This is a genomic window from Nocardioides sp. GCM10027114 (genome assembly GCF_042659625.1).
Lineage (GTDB): Bacteria > Actinomycetota > Actinomycetes > Propionibacteriales > Nocardioidaceae > Nocardioides.
Genome location: NZ_JBHSSS010000024.1, coordinates 173,301 through 190,653, shown reverse-complemented (window position 1 = coordinate 190,653; position 17,353 = coordinate 173,301). Strand labels below are relative to the sequence as shown.

The following is a 17,353-nucleotide window of genomic DNA, read 5'->3' as shown; positions in this document are numbered from 1 at the left end:
CGGGCCGCCTTCGCACCTCCGCCTTGCCATCGCACGCACCGGACGCCACGGCTGGCCCGCGGTCACGTGTGTCGAAACCCGGTGACGTGCGCAGGGCGCCAACCACTGTCGGTGGGGACCGCTAGCCTCGCGCCATGCAGTCCCTGAGCCGCGCCCAGGCGCGCCGCGTCGCGCTCGCAGCCCAGGGCTTCCTCGACCCGCCCCACGCGGCGACGACGATGCGCACCCTCGCCCGCACGGTGCGGCGCACCGGCGTGCTGCAGGTCGACTCGGTCAACGTGCTGCAGCGGGCTCACTACATGCCGCTCTACTCGCGGATGGGCCCCTATGACACCGACCTGCTGCGCCGGGCCTCGCAGCAGCCGCCCCGCCGGCTCGTCGAGTACTGGGCCCACGTGCAGGCGCTGATGCCGGTCGACCTGTGGCCGGTGATGCAGCACCGGATGGCCTCCTACCGCTCGCAGCGCGGGAAGTGGGGGATGACCGCCGAGCCGGGCCTCGAGGCCGAGGTGATGGCGGAGGTCAAGGACCGCGGCGCCGCCACCGCCCGCGACCTCGACGACGGCCTGCCCCGGACCAAGGAGCACTGGGGCTGGAACTGGTCGGAGACCCGCAAGGTCCTCGACTTCCTCTACATGGTCGGCGATCTCGCCATCGCTGGCCGCAACTCCCAGTTCGAGGTGCTCTACGACCTGCCCGAGCGGGTGCTGCCCTCGAGCGTCCTCGCGGCGACGGTGCCCTCGCCGGCCGAGGCCGACCTCGAGCTGGTGCGCCGCGCCGCCGCCTCCCACGGCGTCGCCACGGCGCACTGCCTGCGCGACTACTACCGGATGCCGAGGCTGGCCGACGCCCAGGCGGCGGTCGACACCCTCGTCGAGGCCGGCGAGCTGCTGCCGGTGCAGGTCGAGGGCTGGCACCGGCCGGCGTACCTCCACCGCGACGCCCGTCTGCCGCGGCGGGTCCCGGCCCGCGCGCTGCTGAGCCCGTTCGACCCGGTCGTGTGGGAGCGCGAGCGCACCGAGCGGCTCTTCGGGTTCCGCTACCGCATCGAGATCTACACGCCTGCCGCGAAGCGCGTCCACGGCTACTACGTGCTGCCGTTCCTGCTCGGCGACCGGATCGTCGCCCGGGTCGACCTCAAGGCCGACCGGGCCACCGGACGGCTGCTCGTGAAGGCCGCGTACGCCGAGCCCGGCGCGCCGCCGGAGACCGCCGACGAGCTCGGGGCCGAGCTGCGCCGGTTGGCGCAGTGGCTCCGCCTCGACGAGCTCGTGGTCGAGCCGCGGGGCGACCTGACGCCCCTGCTGCGTCCCTGACTGCCGCTCAGCCCGCCGTCCGGGCGCGTCCTCCCACGAGCTCCTCGAGCACGTCCGCGCCGAGGGTGGCGCCCGGCATCGCCCGGACCTGGGCGCCGAGCCGCGACGCGGCGGTTCGGTGCGGGCCGTCGGCCAGCATCTCGGCGAGGGTCGGGGCCAGCGCCTCCGGGCGGGCGCCCTTGCGCACCACCCGCGCGGCCCCCGCCTCCGCGAGCGTGCGCCCCACCAGCGGCTGGTCGGTGAGCCGGTCCATCGGCATCACCACCATGGGCAGGTCGTGCGCGAGGGCCTGCATCGTCGTGCCGTGGCCGCCGTGCCCCACCACCAGGCTGGCCCGGGGCATGAGCTCGACGTGCGGCACGAAGCGGCGTACCTCGACGTGACCGGGCGCGTCGACGTCCGCCGGGTCGATCGCCGGTCCGGTCGTGACGACCACCCGCGCGTCGAGGTCCCGGGTCGCGTCGACGATCGCCTGCAGCGAGCGCTGCATCCGGGCGAACCCGAAGGTGCTGAGGCTGACCAGAACCGTCGGCGAGTCCGTCGGGGAGTCCGGCTCCCGGTGCGGTGCGACGTCGACGACCGGGCCGACCTGGCGCAGGTTCGGGGGAGCATCGGGCACGGGGTCGAGGGCGGGGAGCGTGGCGAGCAGCCGGACGGCCGCCCCGTCCAGCGCGCGCTGCGGCCGCAGGCCCTTCAGCCGGAGGCTCCAGCCGAGCGGGCCGCGCAGGATGCCTGCGCGGTAGTAGGAGTGGAAGCAGTGCTCCAGCACGGCGTAGCGCAGTCCGGCCTCGTGGGCGGCGGCGAGCGCCCCGAACATGAGGGCGTCGACGACGACCAGGTCCGGCGGCCGGCGGCGCGCCTCCTCCACCAGGTCGCGACCCAGTCCGCGGTCGCCGAAGGTCGCCATCATCGTGGCGTTCGACGGGGTCTCCCGGTTGTCGAACGGCCGCGCGTGCCGGGGCGGCACGAACTCGAAGCCGGCGGCGCGGATGCGGTCGGCCTGGGTGGCGTGGCCGAGGAAGCGCACGGCGTGGCCCCGGGCCTGCAGCTCGCGTGCGACCGCCAGCGCCGGCGGCACGTTGCCACCGCCGTCCCAGGTGACGAAGAGGATCTCGGAGGTCGGCTCGGTCATGGTCACTCCCTGGGCTGGTCCGGGTCGGGGGAGCGGCCCGGCCCGACGTCGAGCAGCAGCCCCACCAGTCGGCGGAGCCGTGCCTCGGTGGCGGCCCGGGAGAGGCCGCGGTCTCGCCGCAGCAGCTTCCAGGCGTAGACGTCGGTGGCGACGACCAGCAGGTCGGTGCGCTCCTCGATGTCATGGCCGTCTTGGCCGTCGTCCGGGGTGAGAAACGGGGCGAAGACCTCCTCGACCCAGGCCCGGTGCATCGCCCGCCCCTCGTCGGTGACGGTCCGCGCGAGCTCCTCGGTCTGCTCCTGGGCCAGCAGCACGAGGACGCCGTCCCCGCGCTTCTCGTAGTGGTCGACCAGCACCCGGACGGCTGCGTCGACGTCGCCCACCGGCACCCGGCGCTCCTCGGCGACCGTCTCCCGGGCGTGACGGGAGGCCGCCTCGACCAGGCCCGACCGGCTGCCGAAGTGCCGCAGCACGGTCTGCACGCTGACGCCCGCTCGCTCGGCGATGTGGTCGAGCGCGATGTCGGGGGCGAGCCGGCTCAGGTAGAGCTCGGTGGTGGCGTCGAGGATCCGGTGCCGCGTCTGCTCGACCGACCGGGCGCGGGCGGTCATGGTGTAGGGCCGCCGCGCGCGAGCGGGGCTGTCGGGGACAGTGCCGGTCGTGTTCATGTCAATGCCAGTTGACGCCAATCCAAGGTTGATGTCAATGGGCACTCACGCGAAAGTCTGGACCGGTCCCCGACGATGCGGGCAGGCGGTACCTGCTGGGTAGAGTTGCGGCTGCCATCCGTACCACCGACGTACTGCTCAGGGAGTTCGACGCTCGTGCCTGCCATTCTCGACAAGCTCCTCCGCATCGGTGAGGGCAAGATCATCCGTCAGCTCGAGGCGGTGGCCCAGGCCGTCAACGCGATCGAGGACGACTTCGTCGCCATGAGCGACGACGAGCTGCGCGGGATGACCGACGAGTTCCGGCGTCGCCTCGCCGACGGGGAGACCCTCGACGATCTGATGCCCGAGGCCTTCGCCACCGTGCGCGAGGCCGCTCGCCGCGTCGTCGGCCAGCGCCACTACGACGTCCAGCTCATGGGTGGCGCCGCGCTCCACCTCGGCAACATCGCCGAGATGAAGACCGGTGAGGGCAAGACCCTGGTCGCGACCCTGCCGTCGTACCTCAACGCGCTGAGCGGCAAGGGCGTCCACGTCGTCACCGTCAACGACTACCTCGCCAAGTACCAGTCCGAATGGATGGGCCGCATCCACCACTTCCTCGGCCTCACCGTCGGCGTGATCCTGCCGGAGATGCGTCCCGACGAGCGCCGCGCGGCGTACGAGTGCGACATCACCTACGCCACCAACAACGAGCTCGGCTTCGACTACCTGCGCGACAACATGGCCGGCTCCCTCGCGGAGTGCGTCCAGCGCGGCCACAACTTCGCGATCGTCGACGAGGTCGACTCGATCCTCATCGACGAGGCGCGGACCCCGCTCATCATCAGCGGCCCGACCCAGGACGAGGTCCGCTGGTACGACGAGTTCGCCAAGATCGCGCGCAAGCTCGTCAAGGACGTGGACTACGAGGTCGACGAGAAGAAGCGCACCATCTCCGTCCTCGAGCCGGGCATCACCAAGGTCGAGGACCACCTCGGCATCGAGAACCTCTACGAGTCGGCGAACACCCCGCTCATCTCGTTCCTGAACAACTCCATCAAGGCCAAGGAGCTGTTCCGCAACGACAAGGAGTACGTCGTCATGGACGGCGAGGTGCTCATCGTCGACGAGCACACCGGCCGCCTCCTGGCGGGCCGGCGCTACAACGACGGCCTCCACCAGGCCATCGAGGCCAAGGAGGGGGTGCAGGTCCGCGAGGAGTACCAGACCCTCGCGACCGTCACGCTGCAGAACTACTTCCGGCTCTACGACAAGCTCTCCGGCATGACCGGCACGGCCATGACCGAGGCCTCGGAGTTCGACAAGATCTACGGCCTCGGCGTCGTCCCGATCCCGACCAACAAGCCGATGGCACGCGTCGACCAGCCCGACCTGGTCTACCGCACCGAGGAGGCGAAGTACGACGCGGTCGCGGAGGACATCGCCACCCGCAACCAGAAGGGCCAGCCGGTCCTCGTCGGCACCGTGTCGGTCGAGAAGTCCGAGCTGCTCTCGGGGCTGCTGAAGAAGCGCGGCATCCCCCACACCGTCCTGAACGCCAAGGTCCACGCCGACGAGGCGAAGATCGTCGCGCTCGCCGGCCACAAGGGCGCCGTCACCGTCGCCACCAACATGGCCGGTCGCGGTACCGACATCATGCTCGGTGGCTCGGTCGAGTTCCTCGCCGACTACGAGCTGCGCAAGCAGGGCCTCGACCCGGTCGAGCACTCCGAGGAGTACGAAGCCGCCTGGCCCGGCATGATCGAGAAGATCAAGGCGCAGGTCGCGGCCGAGCACGACGAGGTCAAGGAGCTCGGCGGCCTCTACGTCATCGGCACCGAGCGCCACGAGTCGCGCCGCATCGACAACCAGCTGCGTGGTCGTTCCGGCCGTCAGGGCGACCCCGGCGAGTCGCGGTTCTACCTGTCGCTGCAGGACGAGCTCATGCGGCTCTTCAAGTCCGACTGGGTGGACCGCGTCCTCCAGGTCCTGAAGATCCCGGACGACGTCCCGATCGAGAACAAGCGGGTCACCAACGCCATCGCCAACGCGCAGGGCCAGGTCGAGTCGCAGAACTTCGAGTCCCGCAAGAACGTCCTCAAGTACGACGACGTCATGGACCGGCAGCGCAAGGTGATCTACAGCGAGCGCCGCCAGGTCCTCGAGGGCGCCGACCTGCGCGACCAGGTCCGCGGCTTCATCGACGACGTCATCGCCGGCCACGTCCGCGGCGCGACCGAGGGCATCCCGGACGAGTGGGACCTCGACGCCCTCTGGGCGGCGCTGGGCCAGCTCTACCCGATGACCGTCGACCTCGCCGTCCTCGAGAAGGAGGCGGGCGACCGCGCCAACCTCGACCCCGACGAGCTCGTCGAGATCCTCCGCAAGGACGCCCACGCGGCGTACGACCGTCGCGAGGCCGAGGTCGGCGACGAGGTCATCCGCGAGCTCGAGCGCCGGGTGCTGCTGTCGGTCCTCGACCGCAAGTGGCGCGAGCACCTCTACGAGATGGACTACCTCCGCGAGGGCATCGGCCTGCGGGCGTACAGCCAGCGCGACCCCCTGGTCGAGTACCAGCGCGAGGGCTACGACATGTTCGCCACGATGATGAACCAGATCAAGGCCGAGGCGGTCGGGTTCCTGTTCAACCTCGAGGTGCAGGTCGAGGAGGAGCCGGAGGCCGCCGAGGAGGAGGCCGAGGTCGTCGAGCCGATGCGGCAGCCCGTCCCCGGCTCCGGCGGCGAGCGGCCCCACATCCAGGCCAAGGGCCTCGAGACGCCGAAGCAGCCGCAGAACCTCGCCTACTCCGCCCCGACCGAGGACGGCGACGTCGAGGTGCGCAGCGAGGCCGCGCCGGCCGAGGACGACCCGTACGCCGGGGTCGGCCGCAACGCCGACTGCCCCTGCGGCTCGGGCAAGAAGTTCAAGAAGTGCCACGGTGCTCCCGGCGGGCCGACCGGCCTGACCGCCCGCATCAACGGCTGATCCACCAGCCACCACACCGACCCGCCCGAAAGTCTCGGGCGGGTCGGCGTCATTTGCGCGAGCTGCCAGCAATTACCCCCCAGCAGGCGCCGAGCTGCCACCAGTTGCCGGGCGGGGCTCCGCCCGTAGGGCAACTGCTGGCAGCTCGGCGGGGTCACGCAAAGTCGAGCGCGGTGCAGATCCAGCGGTCGCGGCGCAGCTCGAAGCGGAGCGCCACGGCGCGGGAGCGGCGGCCGTAGCGGACGTGGGCGCTGACCTCGGCCGCGCGCTCGGTGACCACGCAGGTGCGGACGCCGAGGACCTGCGGCCGGACCGCCGCCTCGTCGAGGGGTGTGGTGCGGCGGGCGGCGGCCTGGGCGACGAGGTGGGCGCGGCGGGCGAGATCGCGGTGGACGTCGCGTGCGGTCCACCGCACGAGCTGTGAGGCCGGCCGGTCGCCGCCGACGATCTCCACGGCCGCCTGCACGTAACGGCGTGCCCACTGCTCGAGGCGGCCGCGTGACGACCCGTCGAGCGGCACCACGTCGCCGCGCAGCCGGCACGGGGCCGGTGGCGGCGCCGGCGGGTCGAGGTGGGCGTGGAGGTCCAGCGCGAGCGCGCCCTGGACGCTGGCCAGCGGTGCGCGGCGGCGCAGCGGGACGACCACGTCGGAGGGGGCGTCTGAGGGTCGGATGGTCATGGGATTCTCCTCTCGGCGGCGTGCCGGTGGCGTCAGCGGGGGCGTGGGGCCGGCAGGCGCAGCCGCTGCGCGGGCCGGACGAGGTCGGGGTCGGAACCGATGACGTCCCGGTTCAGCGCGTGGATGCGCCGCCAGCGGCGGTCGACGGCGGCGTCGGTCGCGCCCGCCGCGAGCGACTGCTCGGCGAGGCGCCACAGGGTGTCCCCGGGGCGGACGACGACCACCGGGCGGGCCACCATCAGGCTGACCCGCGTCAGGGCGGTGGCGGGCCCGGCGCCGGTGCGATCGGCCGACGCGGTCGGTGCCGTCGCCTGCGCGGGGAGGACGAGGGGGCCGGCTGAGACAGCGGCGACGCCGCAGGCGGCGACCAGCGCCCGGACCAGCAGGCGCGGCAGGCCGCGCCCGTGGCACCCCCCGGTCCGGCCCCTCCGGGCCTCGAGGACCACGGCGGTGGCGGCGAGCCACCACCAGAGGGTGCAGCAGGCGAGCGCGGCCTCGCAGGCGAGCACGAGCAGGTCGGTGAAGGCCCCTGCCCCGGTCGCCGCGGGAGGCGAGGACGCGGCCTCCGCCCGGAGGTGGGGAAGCAGGGTCCCCAGGACGCCGGCGGTGGTGGCGGTGAGCGCCAGCCACACCAGCAGGCACCGGCCTGGTGCCGGAGGCGTCACTTCCCGAGTCATGACGAAGCCTTTGTTTGCGTGCGTTTGCTTCAGTCAACGACTCTTTACCCGGATTGGCAACGGCTTCTCCACAGCCGATCCGTCGAGCCGCGCCGGCGGGTGTGGGACGGTGGCGCGGTGAGGTGCGGGGGATGAGCTGGGAGGACGACCTGTTCGCGGTGCTCGACGACCTCGAGCAGCAGGCGGAGTCGCTCTTCGACGGCGAGCGCGGGGTCGAGCTGCTCGACCGGAGCCGCGCGGAGTACGCCACGGTGACGCTGGCGAGCCGGCTGATGGCGTCGCTGGGCCGGGAGCTGGCCCTCGACGTGCGCGGGGTCGGCCGGGTGGCGGGCCGGCTCGAACGCGTCGCGACGGGGTGGTGCCTGGTCGCCGGGCCCGGTCAGGACTGGCTGGTGCGCTCCGGCGCGATCTCGACGGTGGTGGGTGCCTCGGAGCGCGCCGTGCCCGAGGTGGCCTGGTCGCCCGTCGCGCGGCTGGGCCTCGGCTCGGCGGTGCGCCGGCTCGCGGACGCGGGCGAGCCGTGCCGGGTCCACCTGCTCGACGGCCGCTGCCACGAGCTGGTCCCGACCCGGGTGGGGCAGGACTTCGTCGAGGGACGCAGCGGCGCCACGTCACTGCTGGTGGCGCTGGACTCCGTGGCCGCGGTGCAGAGCCGGCGCGACGAGCTCAGCGGCTGAGCCGCTCCGACAGGAAGCGAGAGGGTCAGGTCGCCTCGACGTCGTACGGCGGCACCTCGCCCGCCGCGAGCGGGCGCAGCCCCCGCCGACGGGGCGTGGGCTCCTCGTCGGCCTCCTCCATCGCCTCGACGATGTGACGCTTGACGATGGCGCGGGGGTCGAGGTCGCGCAGCTCGAGGTCGGCGTACTCGGGGCCGAGCTCCGTGCGCAGCTCGTCGCGCGCGGAGTTGGCGAAGTTGCGGACCTGCCGCAGGAACCGGCCCGCCTGGCGGGCGAACTCCGGCAGCTTGTCGGGGCCGAACACGACGACGGCGACCAGCGCGATCACCGCCAGCTCCGGCAGTCCGACCCCGAACACGGATCAGAACTTACTGGTCGGCGTGAGCCCGAGCTGCATTCCGGCGAGGCCGCGACCGCGACCGGCGAGCCGCTCGGCGATCGAGCGCAGCTCGACCGCGGCGGGCGCCGCCGGGTCCGACTCGACGATCGGCTTGCCGACGTCGCCGCCCTCGCGCAGCGACGTGTCGAGCGGCACCCGGCCCAGGACCGGGACGTCGTAGCCGAACCTGCCGGACAGCGTCGAGGCGACCCGCTCGCCGCCGCCGCTGCCGAAGACCTCGAGCTGGTGCTCCGGGCCGCAGTGCGGGCAGGGGAGGTAGCTCATGTTCTCGACGACGCCGACGACGCGCTGGTGCATCATCGAGGCCATCGTGCCGGCGCGCTCGGCCACCTCGGCCGCCGCCTCCTGCGGGGTCGTCACGACCACGACCTCCGCACCCGGGAGGTGCTGGCCCAGCGAGATCGCGATGTCGCCGGTGCCGGGCGGCAGGTCGAGGAGCAGCACGTCGAGGTCGCCCCAGTAGACGTCGGCCAGCATCTGCACCAGCGCCCGGTCCAGCATCGGGCCACGCCACGCGACCACCTGGTCACGGCGGGGCTTGAGCATGCCGATCGAGATCACCGAGACGCCGCTCGGAGTCGGCACCGGCATGATCAGGTCCTCGACCTGCGTCGGCCGGGAATCGGCCACGCCGAGCATGGCCGGCACGCTGTGGCCGTAGATGTCGGCGTCGACCACGCCGACCTTGAGGCCCTGCTGGGCCATGCCGAGCGCGAGGTTGACGGTCACCGAGGACTTGCCGACGCCGCCCTTGCCGCTGGCGATCGCGAACACCTTGGTGAGCGAGCCGGGCTGGGCGAAGGGGATCTCGCGCTGCGCCTGGCCGCCCTTGAGCGTCTGCTGCAGCTGCGAGCGCTGCTCGGTGGTCATCACGCCGAGCTCGAGGTCGACGCCCGTCACGCCGGGCACCTTCGAGACGGCCGCGGTGACGTCGCGGTTGATGGTGTCCTTGAGGGGGCAGCCGGCCACGGTCAGCAGCACGCGGACGCGGACGGTGCCGTCGTCGAGGATCTCGACGGTGTCGACCATCCCGAGGTCGGTGATCGGGCGCTTGATCTCGGGGTCGTTGACGGTCGCCAGTGCTGCGTCGACCTGCTCACGTGTGGGAGTGCTCATGGTGCCCCAAGCCTAACGACGGGACCCAGCACCGCCGCCCCTGGGACCGGAACCGCCGACCGCACCGTCGAGCATCGGGATGCAGATCTCGGGCCCGGCGGTCCCGACGGTGAACGCCGCGCGGACGGCCCGGTGGTCGGAGACCACTCCCGGCATCACCTCGGCGGCCTCGGCTCGCACCGCCCCGGCGTACATCAGGTAGTCGATCCGGCGGCGCGGGCTGGCGGCAGGGGACGTGGCCGGCGGGCCGGCGCCGGCGTCGGACCAGGCGTCGCGCAGCCACGAGCGGGCGACCCGCCAGGTGGGGGAGGCCGGGACGGCGTTGAGGTCGCCGCCGAGGATCACGGGGTGCGCGGTGGCCGCGAGGACCGGCCCGATGGCCGACACCTGCCGCAGCCGGACGCTCTCCACCTGGTGCTCGAGGTGGGTGTTGAAGACGCTGACCGTGGTTCCGTCGACGTCGAGGTCGGTGCGGAGCACGCCGCGCCCCTTGAGCCCCGGCCCGGACGGCAGCCGGGTGAGCTGCTGGGCGAGGATCGGGTGGCGCGACAGCGTGGCGACCCCGGACACGCCGCGGCGCGGGCCGAGCCGGACGTTGACGCCGTAGGCGACCTCCATCCCGGTCGCGGCGGCGAGCGCGGCCGGCATGTCGGAGTACCGGCTGCGGGGCCGGGCCTGGTCGACCTCCTGCAGCAGCGCGACGTCGACGTCGGCGGCCGCCAGGTAGCGGCCGAGGGTGGCGATGTCGAAGCCCCGTGGGCCCTGGCCGCCGTGGACGTTGAGGGTGAGCACCCGGAGCGGCACCTCCTCCTCGAGCGTGGCACAGCTGCTCGCGGTGGCGGTCGGGGCGGGGGCAGGCCCGGGCCGCTGCTTGCCGCCGGGGGAGCCGGTGTCGGGGGCGGGGACGGTCGGGGCGGGCGTGACCGAGGCCGGGGACGAGCCCGGCGGCGGCGCCGCGGGGCCGGGCTCCGACGGGCGGTTCGCGACGACGAGGCCGACCGCGGCCATCGCTCCCGCGAGGACCAGGACCAGCAGCCCGGTCCACACCGTGTCGGCCGGTGGCCTGCTCACGTCCCCTCGGTCCCGGGAGCGGGCGGCGCCGGCTCGCCCCCGGCGGCGTGCTCGGCGTGGCGGCGCTCGTCGAGCTCGGCGAGCAGGCCGCGCAGCTCGGAGCGGACGTAGTCGCGGGTCGCCACCTCGCCGATGGCCATCCGGAGCGAGGCGACCTCGCGGGCGAGGAACTCCATGTCGGCGTGGGCGCGGGCGTTGGCCTGGCGGTCGCGCTCGGCGATCACGCGGTCGCGGTCCTCCTGCCGGTTCTGCGCGAGCAGGATCAGGGGAGCGGCGTACGACGCCTGCAGGCTGAGCATCAACGTGAGGAAGATGAAGGGATAGGCGTCCCACACGACGCCGTCGGGCGCCAACCAGTTCCACGCGAGCCAGACCGTGACGAACGCGGTCATGTAGAGCAGGAACCGTGCGGTTCCCATGAACCGCGCGAACTGCTCGGCGAAGACGCCGAACGCGTCGGCGTCGTAGCTGGGCGCGCGCACCAGCGGCCGTCGGACGTCGACCGGGGTGTCGAGCCGCTGCCGGCGGGAGTCAGGCATGGGTGGTTCCTCCCGCCTCCTGGTCGCGCCAGTTCTCCGGCAGCATGTGGTCGAGCAGGTCGTCGACGGTGACCGCGCCGAGGAGTCGGCCCTCGTCGTCGACCACCGGCGCGGCGACCAGGTTGTACGTCGCGAGGTGCGAGGCGACCTGGTCGATCGTGGCGTCGGGCCGCAGCGAGTCGAGAGCCGTGTCGAGGGCGGCGGCCGCCAGCGACGACGGGGGCTCGCGCAGCAGCCGCTGGATGTGGGCGCAACCGAGCAGCCGTCCGGTGGGTGTCTCCAGCGGCGGCCGGCAGACGTAGACCATGGCGGCCAGCGACACCGGGATGTCGGGGTTGCGGACGTGCGCCAGCGCGTCCGCGATGGTGGCGTCGGGCCCGAGGATCACCGGCGCCGGCGTCATCATGCCGCCGGCGGTCTCCTCGGCGTAGGACATCAGGCGCTTGACGTCCTCGGCCTCGTCGGACTCCATGAGCTCGAGCAGCTTCGCGGCGGTCTCGGGCGGCAGGTCGGCGATGAGGTCGGCGGCGTCGTCGGCCGACATCTCCTCGAGCACGTCCGCCGCCCGCTCGGACTCCAGGAAGCCGAGGATCTCGACCTGGTCCTCCTCCGGCAGCTCCTCCAGGACGTCGGCGAGCCGCTCGTCGGCCATCGCGGCGACCACGGCGGTACGCCGGTCGGTCGGCAGGTCGTGGATGACGCTGGCCGCGTCGGCGGCCTTCATCTCCGCCAGCTGCGCGATCAGGTGGGTGGCGCCCTGCGCCTCCTCCTTCTGGGTCAGCCCGTCGACGTCGCGCCACTCGACCACGTGGGTCTGGCCGCGGCGGCGGAAGGTGCTGCCCGGCTCCTGCACCGCGACCCGGGACAGCACCCAGTCGCGGTTGCGGGCCTGCTCGAGGCCGATGTCGTAGACGGTGCCGCGGACGCCGCTGCTGGTGATGGTGACGGTGCGGTCGAACATCTGGCCGACGACGAGCGTCTCGGTCTGCCGCTGCTCGAAGCGCCGCATGTTGAGCAGGCCGGTCGTGTAGACCTGCCCGGCGTCGATGTTGGTGACCCGCCCCATCGGGACGAAGATCCGGCGGCGCCCGAACACCTCGGCGACCAGCCCCAGCACCCGCGGCTGGCTGACCTCCGAGCGGACCGCCGCCACGAGGTCGCGCACCTTGCCGACCTGGTCGCCCTGCGGGTCGAAGATCGGCAGCCCCACCAGGCGGGCGGCGTACACGCGGGTGGGGGCGGTGGTCACGTGCCGAGGCTACCGGCCGCGGCGCCCCGTGGAGCGCACCTCACCCGTCACCACCAGTCACAGGCGTCGACCCACGTATACTTCCGGCCATGACTCGGACTGGTGGGTGGCGTCGGCGTGCGTCGACGTGCGTGCTCGTCGCGGGTCTGGCGCTGACGGGGTGTGGTGAGCAGGCCGACGAGACCGCGGCCGACCCCACGTCCCCTGCAGCCTCCGAGCCGGCCGAGACCGGCTCCACGGGGGAGGCGACGGCGCCGGCGGGCACCCCCGCGTGCGCCGAGGTGTGGCAGGCAGGCAACCGGATCCCGCGCTCCTACAAGGGGTGCGCGGACGACGAGGGCAGCTTCGTCGAGCGGGACCTGCTCGACTGCTCGTCCGGCCAGCGCATGGTCCGCTACGCCGACCGCTTCTACGGCGTCCTCGGGGGCGCCGTGCGAGAGGCGTCCGGTGCCCTCGACGACGACCGCGACTACCGCGCCGCCGTCAGGAGCTGCCGCGCCTGACCCGCTCCGCCCGGCTGAACCGCGCGTCCGCGTGCCGGTCACCGGCGGTCAGCACTCCCACCGCAAGCATCACAAACCAGCCACGACCAACGTGACGAGGGGATCCACCATGTTCGTCAGAGCGCTCGCCCTGGTGCTCGCCACCGCCGGCCTGATGGTGCCGGTGAGCGCACCCGCCTCGGCGACCCCGGACAACTACACGCCCCGCGTCGGTCCGACGTTCAACAACCCGCTCGGCTCCAAGGACCAGCGGCGCGCGATCTTCCGCACGATCATGCGGTCGATCAACTCCTCGCCCAAGGGCAGCGAGATCGACATCTTCTCGTGGAACTTCATGACCTCCGAGGGCAAGGACGCCCTGCTGCGTGCGCAGAAGCGCGGCGTGCGGGTGCGCCTGCTGATGGACGACGGCAATACCGTCAACGTCGACAACCCGCCGTTCCGCAAGCTGCGCAACGGGCTGCGGAAGGGCAACGACGGTCGCCCGAAGGACCGTCGGAGCTGGGCGCGCGTGTGCGAGAAGACCTGCCGTGGCGGCAGCGGCTCCGCCCACACCAAGCTCTTCATGTTCTCGGAGGCCGGGAAGGCGAAGCGCGTGCTGATGCACGGCTCGGCGAACTTCACCCTGGCCTCCACGAACAACCAGTGGAACGACATGTACACCCACACCAACAACCGCAAGGTGTACGAGTTCGGCCAGCGGATCTTCCAGGAGGCGGCGCGGGACAAGCGGGCCAAGCGGCCGTACGCCGACGAGTTCTTCAAGGGCTTCCGGCTCATCATGTTCCCGCTGGGCAAGAAGCGTGACCCCGTCATGCAGATGCTCCGCAACGTGCGCTGCAACGGCGCGCAGAACACCCGTTCCGGCAAGACGCGGATCCTCGTCGCCCCCGACGTGATCCGCAACGCGCGGGGCATGGCGCTCGGCAAGAAGCTGCGTGCGCTCTACCAGAACGGCTGCCAGGTCCGGATCGGCTACACCGTCATGGGCATCGACGTCGGCCGGATGCTGCGCGACCCGTCCGGGCCGCGGGGCGCGGTCCCCATGAAGCACCTCGTCCAGGACTTCAACGGTGACGGCCAGTTCGACAACTACTTCCACCTCAAGGCGATGACCATCGTCGGCCACTACAACGGCGACCCGCGGGGGTACGCCGTGCTCAACGGGTCGGCCAACTGGTCCGGCCTCGCGAAGGTGAGCGACGAGAACCTCGGCATCTACCGCTCACGCAAGCGGGTGCTGCGCTACGAGGACCACCTCGAGTACTGGTACGAGAACTTCCCCAAGAACGGGACGCCGAAGGCCGGGACCACCACGACCGCGCGTCGTACGACGCTCGAGGACCAGCTGGTGTTCGGCCTCGGCCCCGACGCGGTCTACGAGGACGGCACCTCGGTCACGAACGGCGAGTTCGACCCCTTCGCCAACGTGGAGCTGGACTGATCCGTGCGCCACTACGTCCGGGTCCGCAGCGTCACCGACGACGGCCTCGTCCTGCACACCGTCGGCGACCGGCCGCTCGACGTGTGCCTGGACGGCCGGCGGGTCTGGACGTTCTGGACCCGGCGTGACACCGAGCCCGTCCTCGGGCAGGTGCTGGGCCGGGCCGTCGCCGCGCCGCGGCGGGTGGCGTGGCCGGCACCGCTCCAGCGGCACCTGCACGGCAGCGCCCGGGTCGAGGTGCGCGACCCCGTGACGGGACAGGTCTTCTACGACCGGGAGCTCACGCTCGGCGAGGGCGGCGGCCGGATCGAGGTCCGCAACGCCCAGGGGGTCGAGCTGGGGATCGACAAGTCCGGCAAGCTCGTGCCGACCTTCGCGGGCCGGTCCGAGGCGGACATCGAGGCACTGCTCGACGCGACCGAGGCCGTCATCGAGGCGCTGCGGAGCACCGGCCTCGACCCCTTCCTCGCCTACGGCACCCTCCTCGGGGCCGTGCGGGAGGGCGCCGTGCTGGGGCACGACTCCGACGCGGACCTCGGCTACGTCAGCGGGCACACCCACCCGGTCGACGTCGCCCGCGAGTCGTTCGCTGTCCAGCGGATCCTCAACGCCCAGGGCTGGGAGACCTCGCGCTACAGCGGGGGCGCCTTTAAGGTGTCGGTCGTCCGGGGCGGCTCCACGATCGGTCTCGACGTGTTCGGGGGCTTCCTCGACCACGGCCGGCTCTACCTCATGGGCGAGATCGGCACCGAGTTCGAGCCCGACTGGATCCACCCGCTCACCACCGCGGAGCTGTCGGGCCGGCCGATGCCGGTGCCGGCGCGTCCGGAGAAGCTCCTCGAGGCGACGTACGGCCCCGGCTGGCGGGTGCCCGACCCGGCGTTCAAGTTCACCACCCCGGAGCGCACCGTGCGTGCGCTCGAGGACTGGTTCCGCGGCACCCAGCCCGGCCTGCGCCACTGGGAGCGGCAGGCCCGCCCGCTGGCCGACCCCGACTTCCGGGAGCCGTCCTTCGTGGCCCGGCGTGCGGCGGAGCTCGCGCAGCAGCTCGACGCGGAGGTGCTCGACGTCGGCGCCGGCCGGGGCGCCGACAGCCTGTGGCTCGCCGGGCAGGGGCTGAAGGTGACCGCCTACGACTACGTGCCCCGGGCGCTCGAGCCGGCCCGCCGCCGCGCCGCCGCGCAGGACCTCGACCTGGAGGTCCGGTCCCTCAACCTCACGGAGCTGCGCTCGGTGCTGGCCGAGGGGACCCGGCTGGCGCACAGCCCCCGGCCGCGGGTCGTCCTCGCCCGGCACCTCCTCGACGCCACGTCGTCGGTCGGGCGCGAGTCCTTCGCGCGGCTGTGCTCCATGGCGCTGCGCGGCGGTGGCCGCGTCCTGGCCGACTTCCACGTCGGCGACCCCGACGGCACGGCCACCGTCGAGCCGCCCGAGTGGATGGTCGGTGAGGTGGACGTCGACGCGATGACTACCCTGCTCAGGGGCGCGGGCGCGTCCCGGGTCGACGTGCGCGAGCTGCCGAAGCGCAACCGGCCGACGGTGAGACTGGTGGGAGAGTGGACATGCAGCTGAGGGACCTGCGTCCGGGAGCGAGTGCGGACGCGGTGCGCCGGCTGGAGCAGCGCGTCGCGGACCTCGAGGCCGACATGGCCGAGATGCGACGCCACAACCTCCGGCTGGCCGAGCTCGTCGACGTCGTCCAGGAGCTCCTGGTGCCCGTCGCGACCCGTGACGAGGCGGCGGTGCAGGAAGCCGTCGAGCAGTTCCGGAAGTCCCTGTAGTGGTCGACCGCGTCTTCGTCCACATCGGGCTGCCGAAGACCGCGACCTCCTACCTCCAGACGATCTTCTGGGCCAACCGAGACCTCCTCCGCGAGCGCGGTGTGGTGGTCCCGGGCAGTGAGCGTCGCGACCACCTGTGGGCCTCCCGGACGGTCCGCGAGGACCCCGCCCAGGACCGGGCACCGGAGCAGCACCGCACCGCGTGGGAGCGGATCCGGGCCGAGCTCGCCACGTCGTCCGGCACCGGCCTCGTCAGCCACGAGTTCTTCGCCGCGGCGTCGGCCGCGCAGGCCCGCCGCATGGTGGAGGAGCTCCCCACCGACGACGTCCATCTCGTCGTGACCGCACGCGAGCCGCTCGGCCTGTTCACGGCGTCCTGGCAGGAGAGCCTGAAGAACGGCGCGACGACGCCGATGCCCGACTACGCGCGGACGGTCTCGCGCCGCTCGACCGCGATCTGGAACTGGCGCACGCTCGACCTGCGGCTCGTGCTGGAGCGGTGGTCGCGGGCGGTGCCGCCGGAGCGGATCCACGTGCTGGTGCTCGACCCGGACGCGCCCCGCGAGGACGTCTGGCACCGGTTCGCCTCCGTCGTCGGCTTCGACCACGCCGGCATCGACACCAGCGGGTCCTTCCCGAACACCTCGATGGGCGTCGCGGAGGCGGAGACGCTGCGCCGCGTCAACGGCTCGCTGCGCGGCTTCAACAAGGCCTTCGACCGCGGCGTCTACATCCGGAGCTACCTCGCCGACGAGCGGCTGGTGCCGCGGCGCGGCGAGCGCTTCTGGCCCGAGCCCGACCAGGTCGAGGACTGCCGCGAGCGGGGTGAGGCGACGATCGCCCACCTGCAGTCCGCGCCGTACGACGTCAACGGGCGGCTCGAGCACCTGCGGGTGCCCGCCGAGCTCGAGCCCCGTCGCTCCACCACCTCGGTCACCGACACGGAGGTCGCGGACGTCGCCGTCGACCTCGTCGCGACGATGCTGGGCGACGTGCGCCGGCTGCGGAGCCAGGCTGCAGCGCCGGGCGGCGCCGCCGAGACCGGGGCCCGACGCGTCCGGGCCCGGCTGGGCAGCGCGCTGCGCCGGCTCCGGCGCCGCTGAGGCTGCCGGGGACTGCCGAGGACTGCCGGGC

Annotated in this window: 17 protein-coding genes; 8 read left to right on the top strand and 9 right to left on the bottom strand. The window is 72.9% G+C overall.

Annotation, left to right across the window (positions count from 1 at the left end; all coding sequences use genetic code 11):
- Positions 1-134: 134 nt before the first annotated feature.
- Positions 135-1,316 carry a winged helix-turn-helix domain-containing protein gene (locus ACFP2E_RS13210; RefSeq protein ID WP_378523625.1) on the top strand — a complete coding sequence of 394 codons (1,182 nt, stop codon included), beginning with the start codon at positions 135-137 and terminating at the stop codon, positions 1,314-1,316.
- 7 nt (positions 1,317-1,323) lie between these two features.
- Here ACFP2E_RS13210 and ACFP2E_RS13205 read toward each other — a convergent pair whose 3' ends face one another.
- On the bottom strand, positions 1,324-2,448 hold the full coding sequence (locus ACFP2E_RS13205; RefSeq protein WP_378523624.1) for a nucleotide disphospho-sugar-binding domain-containing protein: 1,125 nt from the start codon (positions 2,446-2,448) through the stop codon (positions 1,324-1,326).
- Positions 2,449-2,450: 2 nt separating this feature from the next.
- A complete protein-coding gene (locus tag ACFP2E_RS13200; RefSeq protein ID WP_378523623.1) occupies positions 2,451-3,116 on the bottom strand; it encodes a TetR/AcrR family transcriptional regulator in 666 nt (221 codons plus the stop codon).
- A gap of 156 nt (positions 3,117-3,272) precedes the next feature.
- On the opposite strand from ACFP2E_RS13200, the gene secA reads away from it, so the two are divergent.
- On the top strand, positions 3,273-6,083 hold the full coding sequence (gene secA, locus ACFP2E_RS13195; RefSeq protein ID WP_378523622.1) for a preprotein translocase subunit SecA: 2,811 nt from the start codon (positions 3,273-3,275) through the stop codon (positions 6,081-6,083).
- A gap of 154 nt (positions 6,084-6,237) precedes the next feature.
- Here secA and ACFP2E_RS13190 read toward each other — a convergent pair whose 3' ends face one another.
- Positions 6,238-6,762, bottom strand: coding sequence for an Rv3235 family protein (locus ACFP2E_RS13190; protein ID WP_378523621.1), 525 nt, complete (start codon positions 6,760-6,762; stop codon positions 6,238-6,240).
- Positions 6,763-6,794: 32 nt separating this feature from the next.
- Entirely contained in the window at positions 6,795-7,439 is a 645-nt protein-coding gene (locus tag ACFP2E_RS13185; protein WP_378523620.1) for a LysM peptidoglycan-binding domain-containing protein, read from the bottom strand.
- A gap of 131 nt (positions 7,440-7,570) precedes the next feature.
- Between ACFP2E_RS13185 and ACFP2E_RS13180 the strand changes: the two genes are divergently transcribed.
- A complete protein-coding gene (locus tag ACFP2E_RS13180; RefSeq protein ID WP_378523619.1) occupies positions 7,571-8,116 on the top strand; it encodes a hypothetical protein in 546 nt (181 codons plus the stop codon).
- Between the two features lie 25 nt (positions 8,117-8,141).
- Here ACFP2E_RS13180 and ACFP2E_RS13175 read toward each other — a convergent pair whose 3' ends face one another.
- Genes ACFP2E_RS13175 through ACFP2E_RS13155 form a run of 5 tightly spaced genes read right to left on the bottom strand, consistent with a single transcriptional unit; the run spans position 8,142 to position 12,491 of the window.
- Complete coding sequence (locus tag ACFP2E_RS13175; protein ID WP_378523618.1) at positions 8,142-8,474, bottom strand: sec-independent translocase; 333 nt, start codon at positions 8,472-8,474, stop codon at positions 8,142-8,144.
- A gap of 3 nt (positions 8,475-8,477) precedes the next feature.
- On the bottom strand, positions 8,478-9,632 hold the full coding sequence (locus ACFP2E_RS13170) for an Mrp/NBP35 family ATP-binding protein (RefSeq protein WP_378523617.1): 1,155 nt from the start codon (positions 9,630-9,632) through the stop codon (positions 8,478-8,480).
- Positions 9,633-9,644: 12 nt separating this feature from the next.
- Positions 9,645-10,703, bottom strand: a complete 1,059-nt coding sequence (locus tag ACFP2E_RS13165; RefSeq protein WP_378523616.1) for an endonuclease/exonuclease/phosphatase family protein — start codon at positions 10,701-10,703, stop codon at positions 9,645-9,647.
- Complete coding sequence (locus ACFP2E_RS13160) at positions 10,700-11,242, bottom strand: DUF1003 domain-containing protein (RefSeq protein ID WP_378523615.1); 543 nt, start codon at positions 11,240-11,242, stop codon at positions 10,700-10,702. The genes ACFP2E_RS13165 and ACFP2E_RS13160 overlap by 4 nt, the downstream gene beginning before the upstream one ends.
- On the bottom strand, positions 11,235-12,491 hold the full coding sequence (locus ACFP2E_RS13155) for a magnesium transporter MgtE N-terminal domain-containing protein (protein ID WP_378523614.1): 1,257 nt from the start codon (positions 12,489-12,491) through the stop codon (positions 11,235-11,237). The genes ACFP2E_RS13160 and ACFP2E_RS13155 overlap by 8 nt, the downstream gene beginning before the upstream one ends.
- An 89-nt stretch (positions 12,492-12,580) precedes the next feature.
- Here ACFP2E_RS13155 and ACFP2E_RS13150 point away from each other — a divergent pair, with 89 nt between their 5' ends.
- The 5 genes from ACFP2E_RS13150 (at position 12,581) to ACFP2E_RS13130 (ending at position 17,322) form a co-directional block, all read left to right on the top strand.
- The gene (locus tag ACFP2E_RS13150) at positions 12,581-12,994 is read left to right on the top strand and encodes a hypothetical protein (RefSeq protein WP_378523613.1); all 414 of its coding nucleotides are present in this window, start codon (positions 12,581-12,583) and stop codon (positions 12,992-12,994) included.
- Between the two features lie 109 nt (positions 12,995-13,103).
- Entirely contained in the window at positions 13,104-14,438 is a 1,335-nt protein-coding gene (locus ACFP2E_RS13145) for a phospholipase D-like domain-containing protein (protein WP_378523612.1), read from the top strand.
- Positions 14,439-14,441: 3 nt separating this feature from the next.
- Positions 14,442-16,010 carry a class I SAM-dependent methyltransferase gene (locus ACFP2E_RS13140; protein WP_378523611.1) on the top strand — a complete coding sequence of 523 codons (1,569 nt, stop codon included), beginning with the start codon at positions 14,442-14,444 and terminating at the stop codon, positions 16,008-16,010.
- Entirely contained in the window at positions 16,001-16,219 is a 219-nt protein-coding gene (locus ACFP2E_RS13135) for a DUF6752 domain-containing protein (protein WP_378523610.1), read from the top strand. Before ACFP2E_RS13140 ends, ACFP2E_RS13135 begins: the two co-directional genes overlap by 10 nt.
- Entirely contained in the window at positions 16,219-17,322 is a 1,104-nt protein-coding gene (locus ACFP2E_RS13130) for a hypothetical protein (protein ID WP_378523609.1), read from the top strand. The genes ACFP2E_RS13135 and ACFP2E_RS13130 overlap by 1 nt, the downstream gene beginning before the upstream one ends.
- The last annotated feature ends 31 nt before the right edge of the window (positions 17,323-17,353 follow it).